General features: G+C 72.3%; 12 protein-coding genes. 3 read left to right on the top strand and 9 right to left on the bottom strand.

Features of this window, described 5'->3' with window-relative positions; all coding sequences use genetic code 11:
• Positions 1–13: 13 nt before the first annotated feature.
• Together ACFY00_RS26800 and ACFY00_RS26795 are read left to right on the top strand one after the other, a co-directional pair.
• The gene (locus tag ACFY00_RS26800; RefSeq protein ID WP_388034111.1) at positions 14–2,209 is read left to right on the top strand and encodes a DEAD/DEAH box helicase; all 2,196 of its coding nucleotides are present in this window, start codon (positions 14–16) and stop codon (positions 2,207–2,209) included.
• A 434-nt stretch (positions 2,210–2,643) separates the two neighbouring features.
• Positions 2,644–3,324: a hypothetical protein gene (locus ACFY00_RS26795; RefSeq protein WP_388034131.1), complete on the top strand. Its 681-nt coding sequence runs from the start codon at positions 2,644–2,646 to the stop codon at positions 3,322–3,324.
• 95 nt (positions 3,325–3,419) lie between these two features.
• Here ACFY00_RS26795 and ACFY00_RS26790 read toward each other — a convergent pair whose 3' ends face one another.
• The 3 genes from ACFY00_RS26790 to ACFY00_RS26780 all read right to left on the bottom strand — a co-directional run bounded on the left by ACFY00_RS26790 (position 3,420) and on the right by ACFY00_RS26780 (position 5,686).
• Complete coding sequence (locus ACFY00_RS26790) at positions 3,420–3,941, bottom strand: hypothetical protein (RefSeq protein ID WP_388034110.1); 522 nt, start codon at positions 3,939–3,941, stop codon at positions 3,420–3,422.
• Positions 3,942–4,224: 283 nt separating this feature from the next.
• Positions 4,225–4,908: a ribonuclease HII gene (locus tag ACFY00_RS26785; protein WP_388034109.1), complete on the bottom strand. Its 684-nt coding sequence runs from the start codon at positions 4,906–4,908 to the stop codon at positions 4,225–4,227.
• Between the two features lie 139 nt (positions 4,909–5,047).
• Positions 5,048–5,686, bottom strand: a complete 639-nt coding sequence (locus tag ACFY00_RS26780) for a TetR/AcrR family transcriptional regulator (RefSeq protein ID WP_388034108.1) — start codon at positions 5,684–5,686, stop codon at positions 5,048–5,050.
• A 130-nt stretch (positions 5,687–5,816) separates the two neighbouring features.
• On the opposite strand from ACFY00_RS26780, the gene ACFY00_RS26775 reads away from it, so the two are divergent.
• Complete coding sequence (locus tag ACFY00_RS26775; RefSeq protein ID WP_388034107.1) at positions 5,817–7,370, top strand: MFS transporter; 1,554 nt, start codon at positions 5,817–5,819, stop codon at positions 7,368–7,370.
• An 86-nt stretch (positions 7,371–7,456) separates the two neighbouring features.
• On the opposite strand, the gene ACFY00_RS26770 is transcribed toward ACFY00_RS26775, so the two are convergent.
• The 6 genes from ACFY00_RS26770 to ACFY00_RS26745 form a co-directional block, all read right to left on the bottom strand.
• Positions 7,457–10,510, bottom strand: a complete 3,054-nt coding sequence (locus tag ACFY00_RS26770) for an Ig-like domain-containing protein (RefSeq protein WP_388034106.1) — start codon at positions 10,508–10,510, stop codon at positions 7,457–7,459.
• A 246-nt stretch (positions 10,511–10,756) separates the two neighbouring features.
• Positions 10,757–11,731 (bottom strand): carbohydrate ABC transporter permease, encoded by a 975-nt coding sequence (locus ACFY00_RS26765; RefSeq protein ID WP_388034105.1) that lies wholly within the window; start codon positions 11,729–11,731, stop codon positions 10,757–10,759.
• Positions 11,728–12,753 (bottom strand): carbohydrate ABC transporter permease, encoded by a 1,026-nt coding sequence (locus ACFY00_RS26760; protein ID WP_388034104.1) that lies wholly within the window; start codon positions 12,751–12,753, stop codon positions 11,728–11,730. Before ACFY00_RS26760 ends, ACFY00_RS26765 begins: the two co-directional genes overlap by 4 nt.
• A 69-nt stretch (positions 12,754–12,822) precedes the next feature.
• Positions 12,823–14,199: an ABC transporter substrate-binding protein gene (locus ACFY00_RS26755; protein WP_388034103.1), complete on the bottom strand. Its 1,377-nt coding sequence runs from the start codon at positions 14,197–14,199 to the stop codon at positions 12,823–12,825.
• 182 nt (positions 14,200–14,381) lie between these two features.
• Complete coding sequence (locus tag ACFY00_RS26750) at positions 14,382–14,948, bottom strand: Clp protease N-terminal domain-containing protein (protein ID WP_388034102.1); 567 nt, start codon at positions 14,946–14,948, stop codon at positions 14,382–14,384.
• Between the two features lies 1 nt (position 14,949).
• Entirely contained in the window at positions 14,950–15,180 is a 231-nt protein-coding gene (locus tag ACFY00_RS26745) for an RNA polymerase subunit sigma-70 (RefSeq protein WP_388034101.1), read from the bottom strand.
• Positions 15,181–15,194: the final 14 nt, after the last annotated feature.

The raw sequence follows: 15,194 nt of genomic DNA, 5'->3' as shown, positions 1-15,194 counted from the left end.
TATCCATGACCCCATGCAGACGCGCGAGCTCCACCCGACCACCCCCGCCGACCGCGACGCCGTCCGAGCCGCCGCGGAAGCCGTGCTGCGCGACCTCGCCGGCCCGGCCGCGGCCCTGCGCGAGGACCAGTGGAGGGCCATCGAGGCACTGGTGGTGGACAGCCGCCGCGCCCTGGTCGTCCAGCGCACCGGCTGGGGCAAGTCCGCCGTCTACTTCATCGCCACGGCGCTGCTCCGCGCACGCGGCGCCGGGCCGACGGTGATCGTCTCCCCGCTCCTGGCCCTGATGCGCAACCAGGTCGACTCGGCGGCCCGGGCGGGCATCCGCGCCCGGACGATCAACTCGGCCAACCCCGAGGAGTGGTCGGAGATCCAGCAGGAGGTCGCCGACGGCCGGGTCGACGTCCTCCTGGTCAGCCCGGAGCGGCTGAACAACCCCGACTTCCGCGACCACGTGCTGCCCAAGCTCGCCGCCTCCACCGGCCTGCTGGTGGTGGACGAGGCGCACTGCATCTCCGACTGGGGGCACGACTTCCGGCCCGACTACCGGCGGCTGCGCACCATGCTGGCCGAGCTCTCCCCCGGCGTACCGGTGCTGGCGACCACGGCGACCGCGAACGCCCGGGTCACCGCGGACGTCGCGGAGCAGCTCGGCACCGGCGCGGGCGACGCGCAGGCCCTGGTGCTGCGCGGGCCGCTGGACCGGGAGAGCCTCAGCCTGGCGGTGCTGCCGCTGCCCGACCCGGCGCACCGGCTGGCCTGGCTCGCCGACCACCTGCCCGACCTCCCGGGCTCCGGCATCGTGTACACCCTCACGGTGGCCGCCGCCGAGGAGGTCACCGCGTTCCTGCGCGGGCGCGGCTACCAGGTCGCCTCCTACTCCGGGCGGACCGAGGACGCGGAGCGCCGCGAGGCCGAGGCGGCGCTGCTGGAGAACCGGGTCAAGGCGCTGGTCGCCACCTCCGCGCTCGGCATGGGCTTCGACAAGCCGGACCTCGGCTTCGTGGTGCACCTCGGTTCGCCGAGCTCCCCGATCGCCTACTACCAGCAGGTCGGCCGGGCCGGGCGCGGGGTGGACCGGGCCGAGGTCCTGCTGCTCCCCGGCCGGGAGGACGAGGCGATCTGGCGGTACTTCGCCTCGATCGGCTTCCCCGCCGAGGAGCAGGTCCGCCGCACGCTGGACGCGCTCTCCGAGGCGGGCCGCCCGCTCTCCACCGCCGCCCTGGAGACCTCGGTCGACCTCCGCCGCACCCGGCTGGAGACCATGCTCAAGGTGCTCGACGTGGACGGCGCGGTCCGCCGGGTGCGCGGCGGCTGGGAGTCCACCGGCGAGCCGTGGCAGTACGACGCCGCGCGGTACGCCAAGGTCGCCCGGGCCCGCGAGGCCGAACAGCAGGCGATGCGGGAGTACGTGGCCACCGAGGGATGCCGGATGGAGTTCCTGCGCCGCCAGCTCGACGATCCCGAGGCCGCCCCGTGCGGCCGGTGCGACCGCTGCGCCCCGCCCCGGCACTCCGCGGAGGTCTCCGCCGAGGCGCTGGACGCGGCCCGGGCCGCGCTCGGCCGCCCCGGCGTCTCCTTCGAGACCAGGCGGATGTGGCCCACCGGCATGGAGTCCCTGGGCGTCCCGCTCAAGGGCCGGATCCCCGCCGCCCAGCAGGCCGAGCCGGGGCGCGCCCTGGGCCGGCTGTCCGACATCGGCTGGGGCGGGCGCCTGCGCTCGCTGCTGGACGAGCACTCCCCGGACGGACCGCTGCCGCGCGAGGTGCTGGACGCGATGGTCGGGGTGGTGGCGGACTGGGCCCGCGGCCCCGGCGGTTGGGCCGGGCCGACCGGGGCGGACGGCCAGCGGCTAGACCGCCCGGTCGGGGTCGTCGCGCTCGCCTCCTCCACCCGCCCCCGCCTGCTCTCCGAGCTGGCGGGCGGCCTGGCCTCGATCGGCCGGATGCCGCTGCTCGGCCGGGTCGAGTACGCCACCGGGGAACCGCCGCACGGCCCGCGCAGCAACAGCGCCCAACGGCTGCGCTCGGTCGCCGGGGCGCTCGTCCTCCCACCGGACCTGGCCGAATCCCTGGCCGCCGCGCCGGGCCCGGTCCTCCTGGTCGACGACCTGGTGGATTCGGGCTGGACGCTGACGGTCGCCGCTCGGCTGCTCCGCCAGGCCGGAGCCACCGCCGTGCTCCCGCTCGTCCTCGCCGTCCGGGGGTGAGGACCCGCCCCCGCCCGACCCGGGCGGGGGCGGGAGCACGCGCGACCGACCGCCGGGGCGCCGCCTGGCGGCCGGCAGCCGACAGCCGGTGACCGGGGCGTTGCCCGGCGGCCGGTGGCCGGAAACCCACGCGCCTCGACGCCCCCGGTCGGGATGGCGCACCGGGGCGTGGAGAGGGCGTACACCGGAGCGTTCCGAGCCGTACACCCACCGCTCACCGACAGGTCAGCCGAATGGCCCTGTCGAGAGCGTGGAACATATCCGGCAGAAGCTCGGTTTTCGGGCCGCGTTCGTCATTTCATCATTGCCGCTCGGACTGCTCTCCATCGAGAATTGGAAGGTATCCAGTGCCCGGTCCGTCGGACCCGGCCTTCGGCGTACGCTCGCGCACCCCAGGGGGCGCGGGCGCGGGAAGGAGGATCGTGATCAACGGCATCGACCGAGGTCCTTCCCGCTGCGACGGCCACCGGAGCATCTCCCTGCCGGAGTGGAGGAGCTACGGCGTGCCCCTCCTCCGGGCGCCCCGGGAGTTCGTCACCGAACTGCACCAGCGCCACCTCCCGCAGCCGGGCACCACGGTGGTCGCGGTGCTGGACGCCGGGAACCGGGTGGTGGCGTCCGCCTCCTTCGGCGTCCGACCGCAGTTCGACGACGGGTGGGACCACCGCAACGCGCTGCTCGGCCATCTCCGCCGGGTCACTCCGCACGACCTGAAGCGGCACAGGCCGAGCAGGACCGCGGTCCTGCTGCGCTGCCGCGAGGGCGGCCCGGACTGGACCGAGCAGGACGGCGCCTGGATGTGGGCGCTCCGCGCCGCCGCCGAACTGCACGGTCTGCGCTGCGGCTCGTACCTGACGCTCACGCCGGCCGGCTGGCAGTCGCTCGGGGACGGTCGGCGCGGGCGCAACCCGCACTCCGGGTCGTGGACGCTCGGTCCGATCCACACCGTCACCGAACTGCCGCCGCGCCTCCCGCTCGATGCGTGCGCCACGGCGCCCGGAGCGCCACTGCTCCAGCAGCCGCCGATCGCCCCGGTCACCTCGCTGAGCGCGGTCCGCGCCCTGGAGGGTGTCCACGAGGACGGCCGGACCGTCCGCCGCGCCGCCGCCCGCTGACCGGACGGCGCTGCGGACGGCCGACCGGAGCACCCGGGCGAACGGACGGAAGGCGGAAGGACGGAAGGCGGACGGGCCGCCGGTCGGAGCTCCGCTCAGGCGAACAGCGGGGCGACGGTCTCCGTCTCGCCGCAGACCACCAGGAGCTTCGCGGCCCGCTCCAGCGCCTTGCGCGCCGCAACGGCCACCCGTTCCGGACGGACCTCGTTGACGACCAGGACCACCACGTCCCGGCGGAGCGGGCGCGTCGCGGCGGCGTCGGCGTAGAACACGTCGCCCCCGTCGGCGAGCTGCGCCCAGTAGCGCTCCTCGCCGAAGCTGAGCTCGTGCTCCTGCCAGGGGTGCGACTCGCCGACCGTCAGGACCAGCACGTCGCCGGGGCGGCGGCCGGACTCCAGCAGCGCGTCCACCGCCTCGTCGGCGCGGTCGATCGCCTCGGCCGCGGCGGCGGGCAGGAGTTGGACCTCCGGCCGACCGGGGCGCGGCGCGGGGCCGGGCTTGGGTCGGGCCGGGGGCCGGGGACCGGGGACCGGACGGTCGGCACGGGGCGGAGCGGGGCGCGGCGGGCCGGGGCGCGGGCCCGGGACCGGTGCGGCGACGGCGGTGGAGGAAGGCATACGGGGGGCAGGTGCGTCCGACTTGTGGGGAAGGGGAACGCCCGGGCCCGGGATCGTCTCGTGAATCTCCGGCTCCTCGGGGAAGACAGGCATACCCGGATTCCTATCAAATGCCGGTCGGACGCGCACGGGCACCCCACCCCTTGGAAGTGTGGCGCGCTGTGCGCACGGTGGCGACGACGCCCCGGTGACCGGCGGACGAATGCTGACGAACCGTCAGGAAAAGGGATGGCGGAGCGCGCGCCGGACCGTTCGCGGACCGGGCCCGACCGCCAGGAAACCCTCAGAAACCCAGGGAGAGTTGCTCACCGGTGTCGACCGGGGTGCGCTGCCGCTTGAGGTGGCTCCAGCGCGGCAGGGCGTCCAGGTAGGACCAGGACAGCCGGTGGTGCTCGGTCGGGCCGAGCTCCTCCAGGGCGGCGCGGTGCGTCGGCGACGGGTACCCGGCGTTCTCCCCGAAGGCGAACGCCGGGTGCTCCGCGCCGAGTTCGGCCATCAGCGCGTCCCGCCGGACCTTCGCCAGCACCGAGGCCGCGGACACGCAGACGCAGGACTGGTCGCCCTTGATCACCGTGCGGACCTTCCAGGGCCCGCCCAGGTAGTCGTGCTTGCCGTCCAGGATCACCGCGTCGGGCCGCACCGGCAGGGCCTCCAGGGCGCGCAGGGCGGCCAGTCGGAGCGCGGCGGTCATGCCCAGATCGTCGCACTCCCGGGCCGAGGCGGAACCGAGCGCGTACGCCGTCACCCACTCCTCCAGGACCGGGGCCAGCGCGACCCGGCGCCGCTCGGTGAGCAGCTTGGAGTCGGTCAGCCCCTCCGGCGGGCGGCGCAGCCCCGTGACGGCGGCGCCGACCATGACCGGACCGGCCCAGGCGCCCCGGCCGACCTCGTCCAGCCCGGCCACCACGCGGGCGCCGGCCCGGCGCAGGGAGCGCTCGACCGCGTGGGTCGGCGGGTCGTACGGCATCGCGGTTCCGTTCGCTGAGGGGGCACGGCGGGCGACCGGGCCCCGCGGGACGGGGGCTCCGGGCCCCTCCCAGCGTACGCCGCCGCGCCCGCGCCCCGGCCGGGCGACCGCGGCGGGCGGGCGGGCCCCGGCCGGACCGCTACGGCCGGACCATCGGCAGCAGGACCTGCTCCAACAGCTCGGTGGCGAACGCCTCGTCGAGCACGCCGCCGCAGAGCTTGGCGCGGTACAGCAGCATGGCGGGGAGCACGTCGGCGACCGCAGGGACCGCCGCGCCGCGGCGGACGTCGCCGCGCTCCTCGCCCCGGCGGAGGATGTCGAGGATCACCTCGACGCCCGGCGCGACCACCCGCTCCTGCAGGAAGTCCTTGAAGGACTCGGCGCGCTCGTGGTCGAACTCGCCCATCAGGGTGTGGATGGCGGCGCCGATCGGGGAGCCCACCACGGCCACGTAGGCCTCGACGACCCGCCGCAGCTCGTCCCGGGCGGAGCCGAGGTCGGGGACGCCGGTCGGCGGCGGCAGGGCGGCGGCCAGCGCGTCCACCACCAGGTCGGCCTTGGAGTTCCAGCGGCGGTACAGCGCGGCCTTGCCGGTCTGGGCCGCCCCGGCCACGCCCTCCATGGTCATCCGGGCGAAGCCGCCGGAGGTGAGCTGCTCGATCGCGGCCTCGAAGATCGCCGCCTCCAGGGCCTTCCCGCGGCGGCGCTGCGGGGCGCCCTCCGGGGCGCCGACGGTCGATCGGCGCCGATCGTGCCGGTCCGGCTGATCCATCGTCATCCACCCTAAAAGACGGTTGCGTTCACTAACGGCGCGGGTCTATCGTCCCTCACAGTGAACGCGAGCGTTCACTGTCCGCATCGTCGATGCACCTTACCGAACGGCAGCAGTGATCAGCAGGGGGCACTCAGTGGCTGTTTCCGACACGCTCAGCAAGTCCGCTCCGCCCGGGCCCGACGGGGGCCGGAGCAAGAACATCACGCTCACGGTCATCGCGGCCACCCAGCTCATGGTCGTGCTGGACGCGACCATCGTGAACATCGCGCTCCCCCACATCCAGGACGCGCTGAAGTTCTCGACCACCAACCTGTCCTGGGTGATCAACGCCTACACGCTGACCTTCGGCGGCCTGCTGCTGCTCGGCGGGCGGGCGGGCGACATCCTCGGCCGCCGCCGGGTGTTCGTCGTCGGCGTGCTGCTGTTCGGGCTGGCCTCGCTGCTCGGCGGCTTCGCGCAGAACGGCGGCATGCTGCTCGCGGCCCGCGCGCTGCAGGGCATCGGCGGGGCGATCTGTTCACCGACGGCCTTCGCCCTGATCGCGACCAACTTCAAGGAGGGGCCGGAGCGGAACCGCGCATTCGGCGTCTTCTCGGCGGTGGCCGGTTCCGGCGCGGCGATCGGCCTGCTGGCCGGCGGCGTGCTCACCGAGTACCTGAACTGGCGCTGGGTGTTCTTCGTGAACGTGCCGATCGCCGCACTGATCGCCTTCGCCGCGCCGAAGTACATCAACGAGTCCGAGCGCCGGGCCGGCACCTTCGACCTGCCGGGCGCGCTCACCTCGACGCTCGGCCTGGTCAGCCTGGTCTACGGGTTCATCCACGCGGCCGACCCGAAGGCGGGCTGGGGCAGCGGCGTGACCGTCGCGTCCTTCGCGGTCGGCGCCGTGCTGCTGGTCGCCTTCGTGCTGATCGAGCGGCGCACCGCCCAACCCATCACCCCGCTGGGGCTGTTGCGGGACCGCAACCGCACCGGCGGCCTGATCATGATGCTCTGCCTGGCCGCCGCCATGTTCGGCATCTTCTTCTACGTCACGCTCTTCGTGCAGCGGGTCCTCGGGTACAGCGCGCTGAAGGCCGGCGTGGCCTTCCTCCCGATCAGCGTGGCGATCATCATCGCGGCCCAGGTCGCCTCCACCTTCCAGGCCCGGATCGGCCCCAAGCCCTTCCTGGTCACCGGGTCCGTCCTGGTCACCGCCGGCCTGAGCTGGCTGACGCAGACGGACGTGCACAGCAGCTACACGGCCGCCGTGCTCGGCCCCACGGTCACCTTCGGCTTCGGCATGGGCCTGATCTTCGTGCCGGTGATGCTGATGGCGGTGTCCGGGGTGGCGGCGCACGAGACCGGGGCCGCCTCGGGCCTGCTCAACTCGGTGCAGCAGATCGGTGGTTCGGTCGGCCTGTCGATCCTCACCACGGTATTCGCCAAGGCGGCCACCAGCGAGGGCAACCGCCAGCAGGCGGACTTCGCGGCCCACGCCTCCCCCGCCGACCTGCAGTACGCGCAGGAGCACCAGTCCTTCCCGCCCGGCAGTTCCTGGGCCAACCAGGTGCTGGCGTACGCGGTGTCGCACGCCTTCGTGGTCGGCGTGGCCTTCGCCGCGGTGGCCCTGCTCTCCGCCCTGTTCGTGGTCAAGGCCAAGGCGGGCGACCTGCCCTCCGAAGCCCCTGCGGGGATGGCGATCTGACGAACCGCCGGGGCGGTCCGTACCACGCGAACGTGGCCCGGACCGCCCCGGCAGTGAACTCGGTGCGCTGGGTGCGCTCGCTGCACTCAGTAGGTGCCGTACAGCGAGTACACGAGGTTGTCCTTCACGGCGGTGCCGAAGCTGGCCGGGAAGGTCCCGAACGGGACGGACGCGCTGCTGTAGGCGCCCGAACCGGCCGGGCCCGAGCTGTAGTGCATGTTGTTGACGGTGGAGCTGGTGCCGTTCGAGTTGTAGATCACCCAGTACGTGGTGTTGGCCGCCAGCGTGTAGGTGATCGGCGCGCTGTTCCAGGCGTTGGCGCTCAGCGTGCCGACCGAGCTGGTGGCCAGCAGGGCGTCGGGCGAGCCGGCGTTGTCGCTGTAGATGGCGATCTGGAACTGGTTGTTGGGCGCCGCGCTGATCTGCCCGGTGTGCACGTTGAGCGAGGTCAGTGCGATGGCGGAGGCCCCGGTGGTGATCTTGGAACCGTTGAGGTGGTTGGAGTCGGTGTCGTCGAGCTGGGTGCCGACCGCGCTGTTGCCGATGGTCTGCGGCGGCGCGCCGGCCGTGGTGAAGGCCGCGGTGTAGGCCGCGGTCTGGGTGTTGCCCGCCAGGTCCTTCACGTTGGTGACGCTCAGCGTGTAGCCGGTGCTGAGCGAGAGCGCGGCGCTCGGGGTGAAGGTGACGGTGTTGGTGGCCGCGTCCAGGGCGACGGTGCCGGGCACCGCGGTGGAGCCGGCGGTGGTCTTCAGGGTGACGTTGGTGCCGTTGACGGTGCTCGCCTGGACGGGCTCGCTGAACGAGGCCTTCACCGGGGCGGTGGCCGACACGCCGGTGGCGCCGTTGGCCGGCACGGAGCCGGTGACGGTCGGCGCGGTGGTGTCGGTGCCGTACGTCGCGGTGTAGGAGCCGACGTTGCCGTCGAAGAAGGCGTAGGAGATGCCGTGGATGGTCTCGATGCGGTAGCTGACGCTGGTGGTGCCGCGCTTGACGCCGGTGAGCGTGCCCGCCGCCGAGTTGACCGGGACCATCGCGCGCAGGCCGTTGGCGCCGCCGGTGATGCTGAAGCTCAGCGTGTTGCTGCTCCAGGCCATCCCGGAGAACGCGGAGCCGTTGCGGGCGTCCAGCCAGTTCAGCAGTTGGCGGCCGGAGACGACCGGGGCGCCGTGCGCCTTGGCCGAGGCGATGACCTGGTCGGAGGAGGTGGAGGCGGCGTAGTCGGTGTGGATGTTGGCGGTCAGGACGGTGTAGTAGCCCTTGGAGTTGTAGGCGTTGTCCAGCAGCGTGTTGACGGTGCCCGGCATGGACTGCCCGGATTCGTCGGTGAGTTGGGTGGTGGCCTGGTACTCGTTGATGGTGCTGCCGTCGCTGTCCGCGTACTTCATCGGCAGGCCGGTGCCGTTGAAGTAGCCGGGCCGGTCCTGCACGAAGCTGGCCGGGTAGTAGTAGTAGTCGGTGTCCAGCCGGATGCCGTTGGCGAGCTTGGTCTTGGCCTGGGTCGCCCAGTCGTCCCACTCGACGCAGTGGGTGCGGGTGCTGTCCGGGTTGGGCAGCGAGGTGTACTTGGCCTTCCAGGCGCCGAGCTGGGTGACGTAGACGTTCTGCAGGTCGGCGGGGGTGCCCCACGGGGTGCAGTTGGTGGTGACGTGCACGCCGATCTCGAAGCCCTGGTCGGAGTAGGCCTTGGCCTGGGCGTCGGTCAGCGGGTCGTCGGTGTAGATGTAGGACGAGGCGCGCACGCACTCCCAGTTGGCGACGTTGCAGCCGACCGGGCTCTGCGCGACGTAGCCGTCGAAGCGCCCGCCGGTGCCGCCGATGCCGTGGTCGTCACCGGTCATCACCACGACGGCCTTGACGTCCCGCGGGAAGTACCAGAACTTCGGCAGCGGCTTCTTGGCGGCGTCCATGGTGGTGATCAGGTTGGCGAGCAGGCGCTGCTGCTCGTCGGCGATCGGGATCTGCGCCTTGTCCAGGTTGTTCCAGTTGAGCTGTCCGCCGGTGCCGAAGAACATCTCGCTGGCCTCGATGCCGTCGACGTTGTCGCGCTGCTGGCCGCCCCAGGCGGCGTTGCCCTGGCGGGTCCGCACGACGGACTTGGCGAGGTCGAAGGTGAACGCGGCGGCCTGGCCGGTGCCGACGGTGCGCAGCGTGACGGCCGGGTTGGTGGTGGCGACCGCGGTGTCGCTGTACAGGGTGGCGACGGCGGTGGCGCCGTTCAGGGCGTACTTGTCGGCGGTGCCGTGGAAGCCGATGGTGTCGGAGGTCAGTCCGGCGCCGGGCGCCGCGGTGGTGTCGATCTTCAGGTAGCTGTCGGCCAGTGTGTCGGTGGTCGCGGTGAGGCCGAGCAGCCCGGCGAGCTGCTTGTCGGGCCGCATCGCGACGAGCCGTCCGCCGCCGTTCACCCAGGTGCTGAACATGGTGGTCTGGGCGGCCGTCAGCGGGTTCTCCGCCAGCAGCACCACGTCGTACGAGTTGAGCACGGTCGCGGTGACGCTGCCCAGGTCGACGGTCTTGTAGTAGTTCAGGCCCTCGGCCTTGAGGATCTCCCCGTAGTACGCGGTGTACGGGTCGGCCGGGTTGGTGACCAGCAGGATCGGGCCCTCGTTGCCGGGTCCGCTGCCGGGCGTGCCGCCACCGCCGCCGGAGGGCGTGTAGGTGGCGTAGATGGAGTAGTTCAGCGAGCCGGTGGAGACGGCGCCGAAGCTGCTGGGCCAGGTGCCGAAGGCGGTGCCGCCGGTGGAGTACCCGCTCTGGCCGCCGGTGGAGTAGTTCAGGTTGTTGACCGCGGCGGAGACGCCGTTGGAGTTGTACGCCAGCCAGTACGGCGTGTTCGGCGCGAGCGTGGCGGCGACCGGCAGGGTGTTCCAGGCGTGCGCGGTGAGCGTGCCGGAGGCGGAGGAGCCCAGCAGCGGGCCGGGCTTGCCGGCCACGTCGCCGTACACCGCGACCTGGTACTGGTCGTTGGGCGTGGCGCCGACGGCGCCGACGTACACGCTGACGCTGTTGACGGTGCCGCCGCTGGCACCGGTCACGAAGCGCGAGGTGTTGATGTAGTTCGAGTCACCGGAGTCGGTGGCGGTGCCGGTGGTGTTGTTGCCGAGGACGGCGGTGGTGTCCGCGTGCGCCGCGGGTGCCACCATCAGTCCGCTGGCTGCGAGCAGGCCCACGAGCAGCCCGGCGATTCGTTTTCTGATCCTCACGCCAACCCCCCAAGGTCGGATGACCGGATGAACGGCAGAAGTGCCGCCCTCCGTCCTACCGGCTCCGACCCCGGCGCGTCCGCAGAACCCTCACATCACAACCACGACTTCCGGCCAACTAGGACGCGAACGCTCCGCATCCGACCAGTCTGTCCGCGCACGTTCAAGAAACCCCGACCGCCCGGGTCAGCCCTTCACCGACCCGGCCAGCAGCCCGCGGACGAAGTACCGCTGCAGGGCGAAGAACACCGCCAGCGGGACGATCATCGACAGGAAGGCGCCCGCGCTGAGCAGCTCCCAGCGGCTGCCGTTCGAACCGGACAGCTGGGCCAGCCGGGAGGTGATCGGCGCGACGGTCGGCTTGCCGCCCGCGAAGGTGAGCGCCACCAGCAGGTCGTTCCACACCCACAGGAACTGGAAGATGGCGAACGAGGCCAGCGCCGGGGCGCTCAGCGGCAGCACGATCGAGCGGAAGATCTTGAAGTGCGAGGCCCCGTCCACCACCGCCGCCTCCATCAGGTCGCGGGGCAGCTGGGCGATGAAGTTGTGCAGCAGGAAGATCGCCAGCGGCAGCGCGAACATGGTGTGCGTCAGCCAGACCGGCAGGTAGCTGTCCTGCAGGCTGAGCGCCGGGACGACCGTCACCGAGCCCAGGTGCGCGCCGCTGGAGAACAGTCGCAGCAGCGGGATCAGCGACATCTGCAGCGGCACCACCTGCAGGGCGAAGACCACGAAGAAGAGCGTGTCGCTGCCCTTGAACCGCACCCAGGCCAGCACGTACGCGGCCATCGCGGCCAGCACCAGCGGGAAGACCGTCGCCGGGATCGCGATCGCCGCCGAGTTGACCAGGTACGGCATCAGGCCGCCGGAGGTGCCGAAGGTGTTGTCGAACAGCACCGACCGGTAGTTCTCCAGCCCGAAGTCGGGGTGGACGAACGCCTCCCACCAACCGCTGGAGGCCACGTCCCCCTTCGGGCGCAGCGAGGTGACCAGCAGGCCGATGGTCGGGATGGTCCACAGCACGGTGACGGCGATCACCAGGGCGCTGGCCAGCGGGGAGCTGAACGCCCGACGGACGGCCTTGGCGGGCGGCAGGTCGGGGCGGGCCGCCTTGCCGGGCCCGGGGGCGGCGGCCTTGTCGAGGGTGGGCTCGGCGCTCATCGGGTCGCACGCTCCTTGCGCAGCAGGGCGATGTTGTAGACCACCAGGGGGGCCACCGCGAGGAAGAGGATCACCGCGAGCGCGCTGCCGCGGCCGGTGTTGTACTGCTCGAAGCTCTGCGAGTACATCTCGTTGGCCAGCACCTGGGTGCCGAAGTTGCCGCCGGTCATGGTGCGGACGATGTCGAAGGCCTTCAGCGTGATGATCATGATGGTGGTGAGCACCACCACCAGCGTGGTGCGGATCATCGGCACCGTGACGTGCAGGAACAGCCGCACCCCCGAGGCGCCGTCGAGCCGGGCGGCCTCGGTGATCTCGTCCGGGATGGCCTTGATCGCGGCGGACAGCACCACCATGGCGAAGCCGGTCTGCACCCAGACCATGGCGGACATCAGCAGGAAGTTGTTCAGCGGCTGGGAGAGGATCCAGTTCGGCGGGTCGTCCCAGCCGACCGCGACGGCGAGTTGGCTGAGCAGGCCGACCTGGTTCTGGCCGGGGCCGCGCGACTCGTAGAGCAGCTTGAAGATCAGCGAGGCGGCCACCAGCGAGACCGCCATCGGCATGAAGATCAGCGACTTGTAGACCGCCTGGCCGCGCATCCGGTCGACCAGCAGGGCCAGCAGCAGGCCGAGCCCGGTGGCCGCGATCGGGGCGACCACCAGCCAGAGCAGGGTGTTCAGCAGCACGTCGTGGATCTGCGAACTGGTCGCCGCCCAGCCGTAGTTCCTGCCGCCGACGAACTTCGCCGAGTCGGCGTCGTAGAAGCTCAGGTAGACGGTGCGCAGCAGCGGCACCACCAGGCCGACGACCAGCAGGAGGGCCGCGGGGCCGAGCATCAGGACGACCGCCAGCGGCCGGGAGAAGCGGCCGGTGGCGCGGCCCGCCGCGAAGAACACCGCGAGCAGCACGCCGAGGAAGCCCAGGACGGCGCCCGCGGTGTTGCCGAACTTGATCGCCGCGTCCTGCCACAGCGAGTCGGCGAGGTGGAGCGCCGGCCCGGCGAGCCGGGGATCGGTGGGCATGCGGAGGATCCTTCCTCGGGGCACGGGAAGGGCAGCGCGGGCGGGCCCGCGCTGCCCGGTGGCGTCCGGTTACTGCGGCCAGGCCGCGTCGATGTCGCTCGCGGTCTTCTGGACGGACTGGCCCTCGGCGAACCAGGCGGTCAGCGCCTTCCACTCGGCGCCGGAGCCGACGGCGGCGGGCATCAGGTCGGAGGCGTCGAACCGGAAGGTGGCCGCGGGGTCGGTGAGCGACTCGGCGGAGAGCTTGTCGATCGGGTCGGTGTACAGGCTCTTGTCCACGCCCTGGTTGGCGGAGACCCAGCCCGGGGAGACCTTGACCCGGCTGCTGGCCCACTCGGAGGTGGACAGGTAGTTCTGCACGGCCTGCACCTCGGGCCGGTCGGAGAACGCGGTCAGGAACTCGCCGCCGCCCTCGACCGGGCTGTGGACCTGCGGGTTCACCGCGGGCAGCTGGAAGGCGAAGACGTCGCCGTCCGGCCCGATGCTGGTGCCCTTGGGCCACTGCGCGCGGTAGAAGGACGCCTGCTGGAGCATCGCGCACTTGTTGCTGAGGATCGGGGCGCCCGCGTCCTGGAAGGTGGTGGTGGCGATCGTCTTGACGTCGCCGATGCCGCCGTTGACCCAGGCCGGGTTCTGCATCCAGCCGGCCAGGGTCTGCATCGCGGTGGTGATCTTCTCGTCGGAGAACTTCACCTGGTGGTTGATCCACTGGTCGTAGACGTCACCGCCGTACGAGCCGAGGACGATCTCCTCCAGCCAGTCGGTGGCCGGCCAGCCGGTGGCGGTGCCGGAGCCGATGCCGCCGCACCACGGCTTCGTCTCGCCGCCGGCCCGGGCGATCTTGTCGCTGAGCGCGACCAGGTCGGCCCAGGTCTTCGGGACCTCGTACCCGGCGGCCTTGAACGCCTTGGGCGAGTACCAGACCAGCGACTTCATGTTGGCGCTCATCGGCGCCGCGTAGAAGGTGCCGTTGACCGACCCGTACTGCTTCCAGACCGGCGACCACTTGTTCTCGTTCTCGACGGTCTGCTGCGGCGGCTTGACCACCTTGCCGGACTTGACCATCTGGGCGAGCAGGCCGGGCTGCGGGATGATCGCCAGGTCGGGGGCGTTGCCGCCGGCCACCCGGACCGGGAGCTGCGACTCGAAGTCGTTGGAGCCCTCGTAGACGATCTTGATGCCCGTACAGTTGGTGAACTCGGCCCAGGACTTCTCCAGCGAGTCCGACTCCGGCGAGAGGATCGAGGCGTACATCGACACCTTGGTGCCGGAGTGGCCCGCGTACGCCTGGTACTTGGCGCAGTCACCGGTCAGCGCGGCGGCGGAGCCGCCCCCACCACCACCGCCGTCGGAGGAGCTGTTCGAGCACGCGGCCGTCAACGCCAGTGCCAGGACCGCCGGTACGGCCAGCAGCCGACGGCGTCCGGTGGTCACGGGGGTGGTCAATGCGGTCCTCCTTGCCAGGGCATGGACATGCCAGCCTTCAGACAGAACAACGCTGCGCCGTACCGGAGATGTGATCTGTACCCAGCGATCGCTGGCTCAAAGACGTTAACTCACCGGTACCCCCAGGCCAAGGAGTGCGTTCGACCTTCATCGGGCAGCGCCCCAGTTGTGACCAGTCCGTGCTATGAGGCCGCCCGCAGGCCGCTCACCAGCGAAGCTTCCGTCGCGCGCTCCAGCTCGGCCGGGTCGACGCCGTGATCGCGCAGCACCCGGACGGCCACCCCGCCGCCCTCGCGGAGCAGGCCGAGCAGCAGGTGGCCGGTCTCGATCCGGCGGGCCCGCCGGCCGGTGGCCGCCCGCAGGGTCAGCACCATCACCCGGCGGCCGCGCTCGGTGAACCGGGGCCCGCTCCAGCGGGAGCGGCGGGCGGGCGGCGGTCCGTCCAGCGCGCCCGGCCCGAACGCGGACTCGACGGCCTCGCGGACCGCGTCCAGGTCGATGCCGATCGCGGCCAGCGCGGCGGCGTCCCGCTCCGGCTCGGGGCCGCCCAGGGCGCGGAGCACCGCGCGCCGCCCGCCGTCCAGGTCGAGGCCGAACCCGCCGAGCACCCGGGCGGTCGGGTCCTGCGGCTGGGCGAGCAGGCCGAGCAGCAGGTGCTCGGTGCCCAGGTGGTCGTGGCGCATCCGGCGGGCCTCCTCGCCGGCCAGCGTGACCGCCCGGCGGGCCTCCGCCGCGAACCGTTCGAACATCTCAGTCCCCTCCCTGTCCGGCCGCCCGTCGGGCGTGCTTCTTGTGCACGGCCTGCCTGGTGACGCCCAGGCAGACCGCGATCTCCTGCCAGGACCAGCCCTTGCGGCGGGCGTTGCCGACCTGGAGGTCCTCCAGCCGCTCGGCCAGGTCGCGCAGGGCCCGGACGGCGCGCAGGCCGGTGGCCGGGTCGCCGCTGCTCGCGTCGGCCGCGAGCCGTGTCGTCTCGCTCATGGTGTCAACATAGG

The sequence above is a fragment of the Kitasatospora sp. NPDC001540 genome, from assembly GCF_042894345.1.
Taxonomy (GTDB): Bacteria; Actinomycetota; Actinomycetes; order Streptomycetales; family Streptomycetaceae; genus Kitasatospora; species Kitasatospora phosalacinea_C.
The sequence above is the reverse complement of the archived record's forward strand: the minus strand, read 5'-3'. Positions and strand labels throughout refer to the sequence as shown.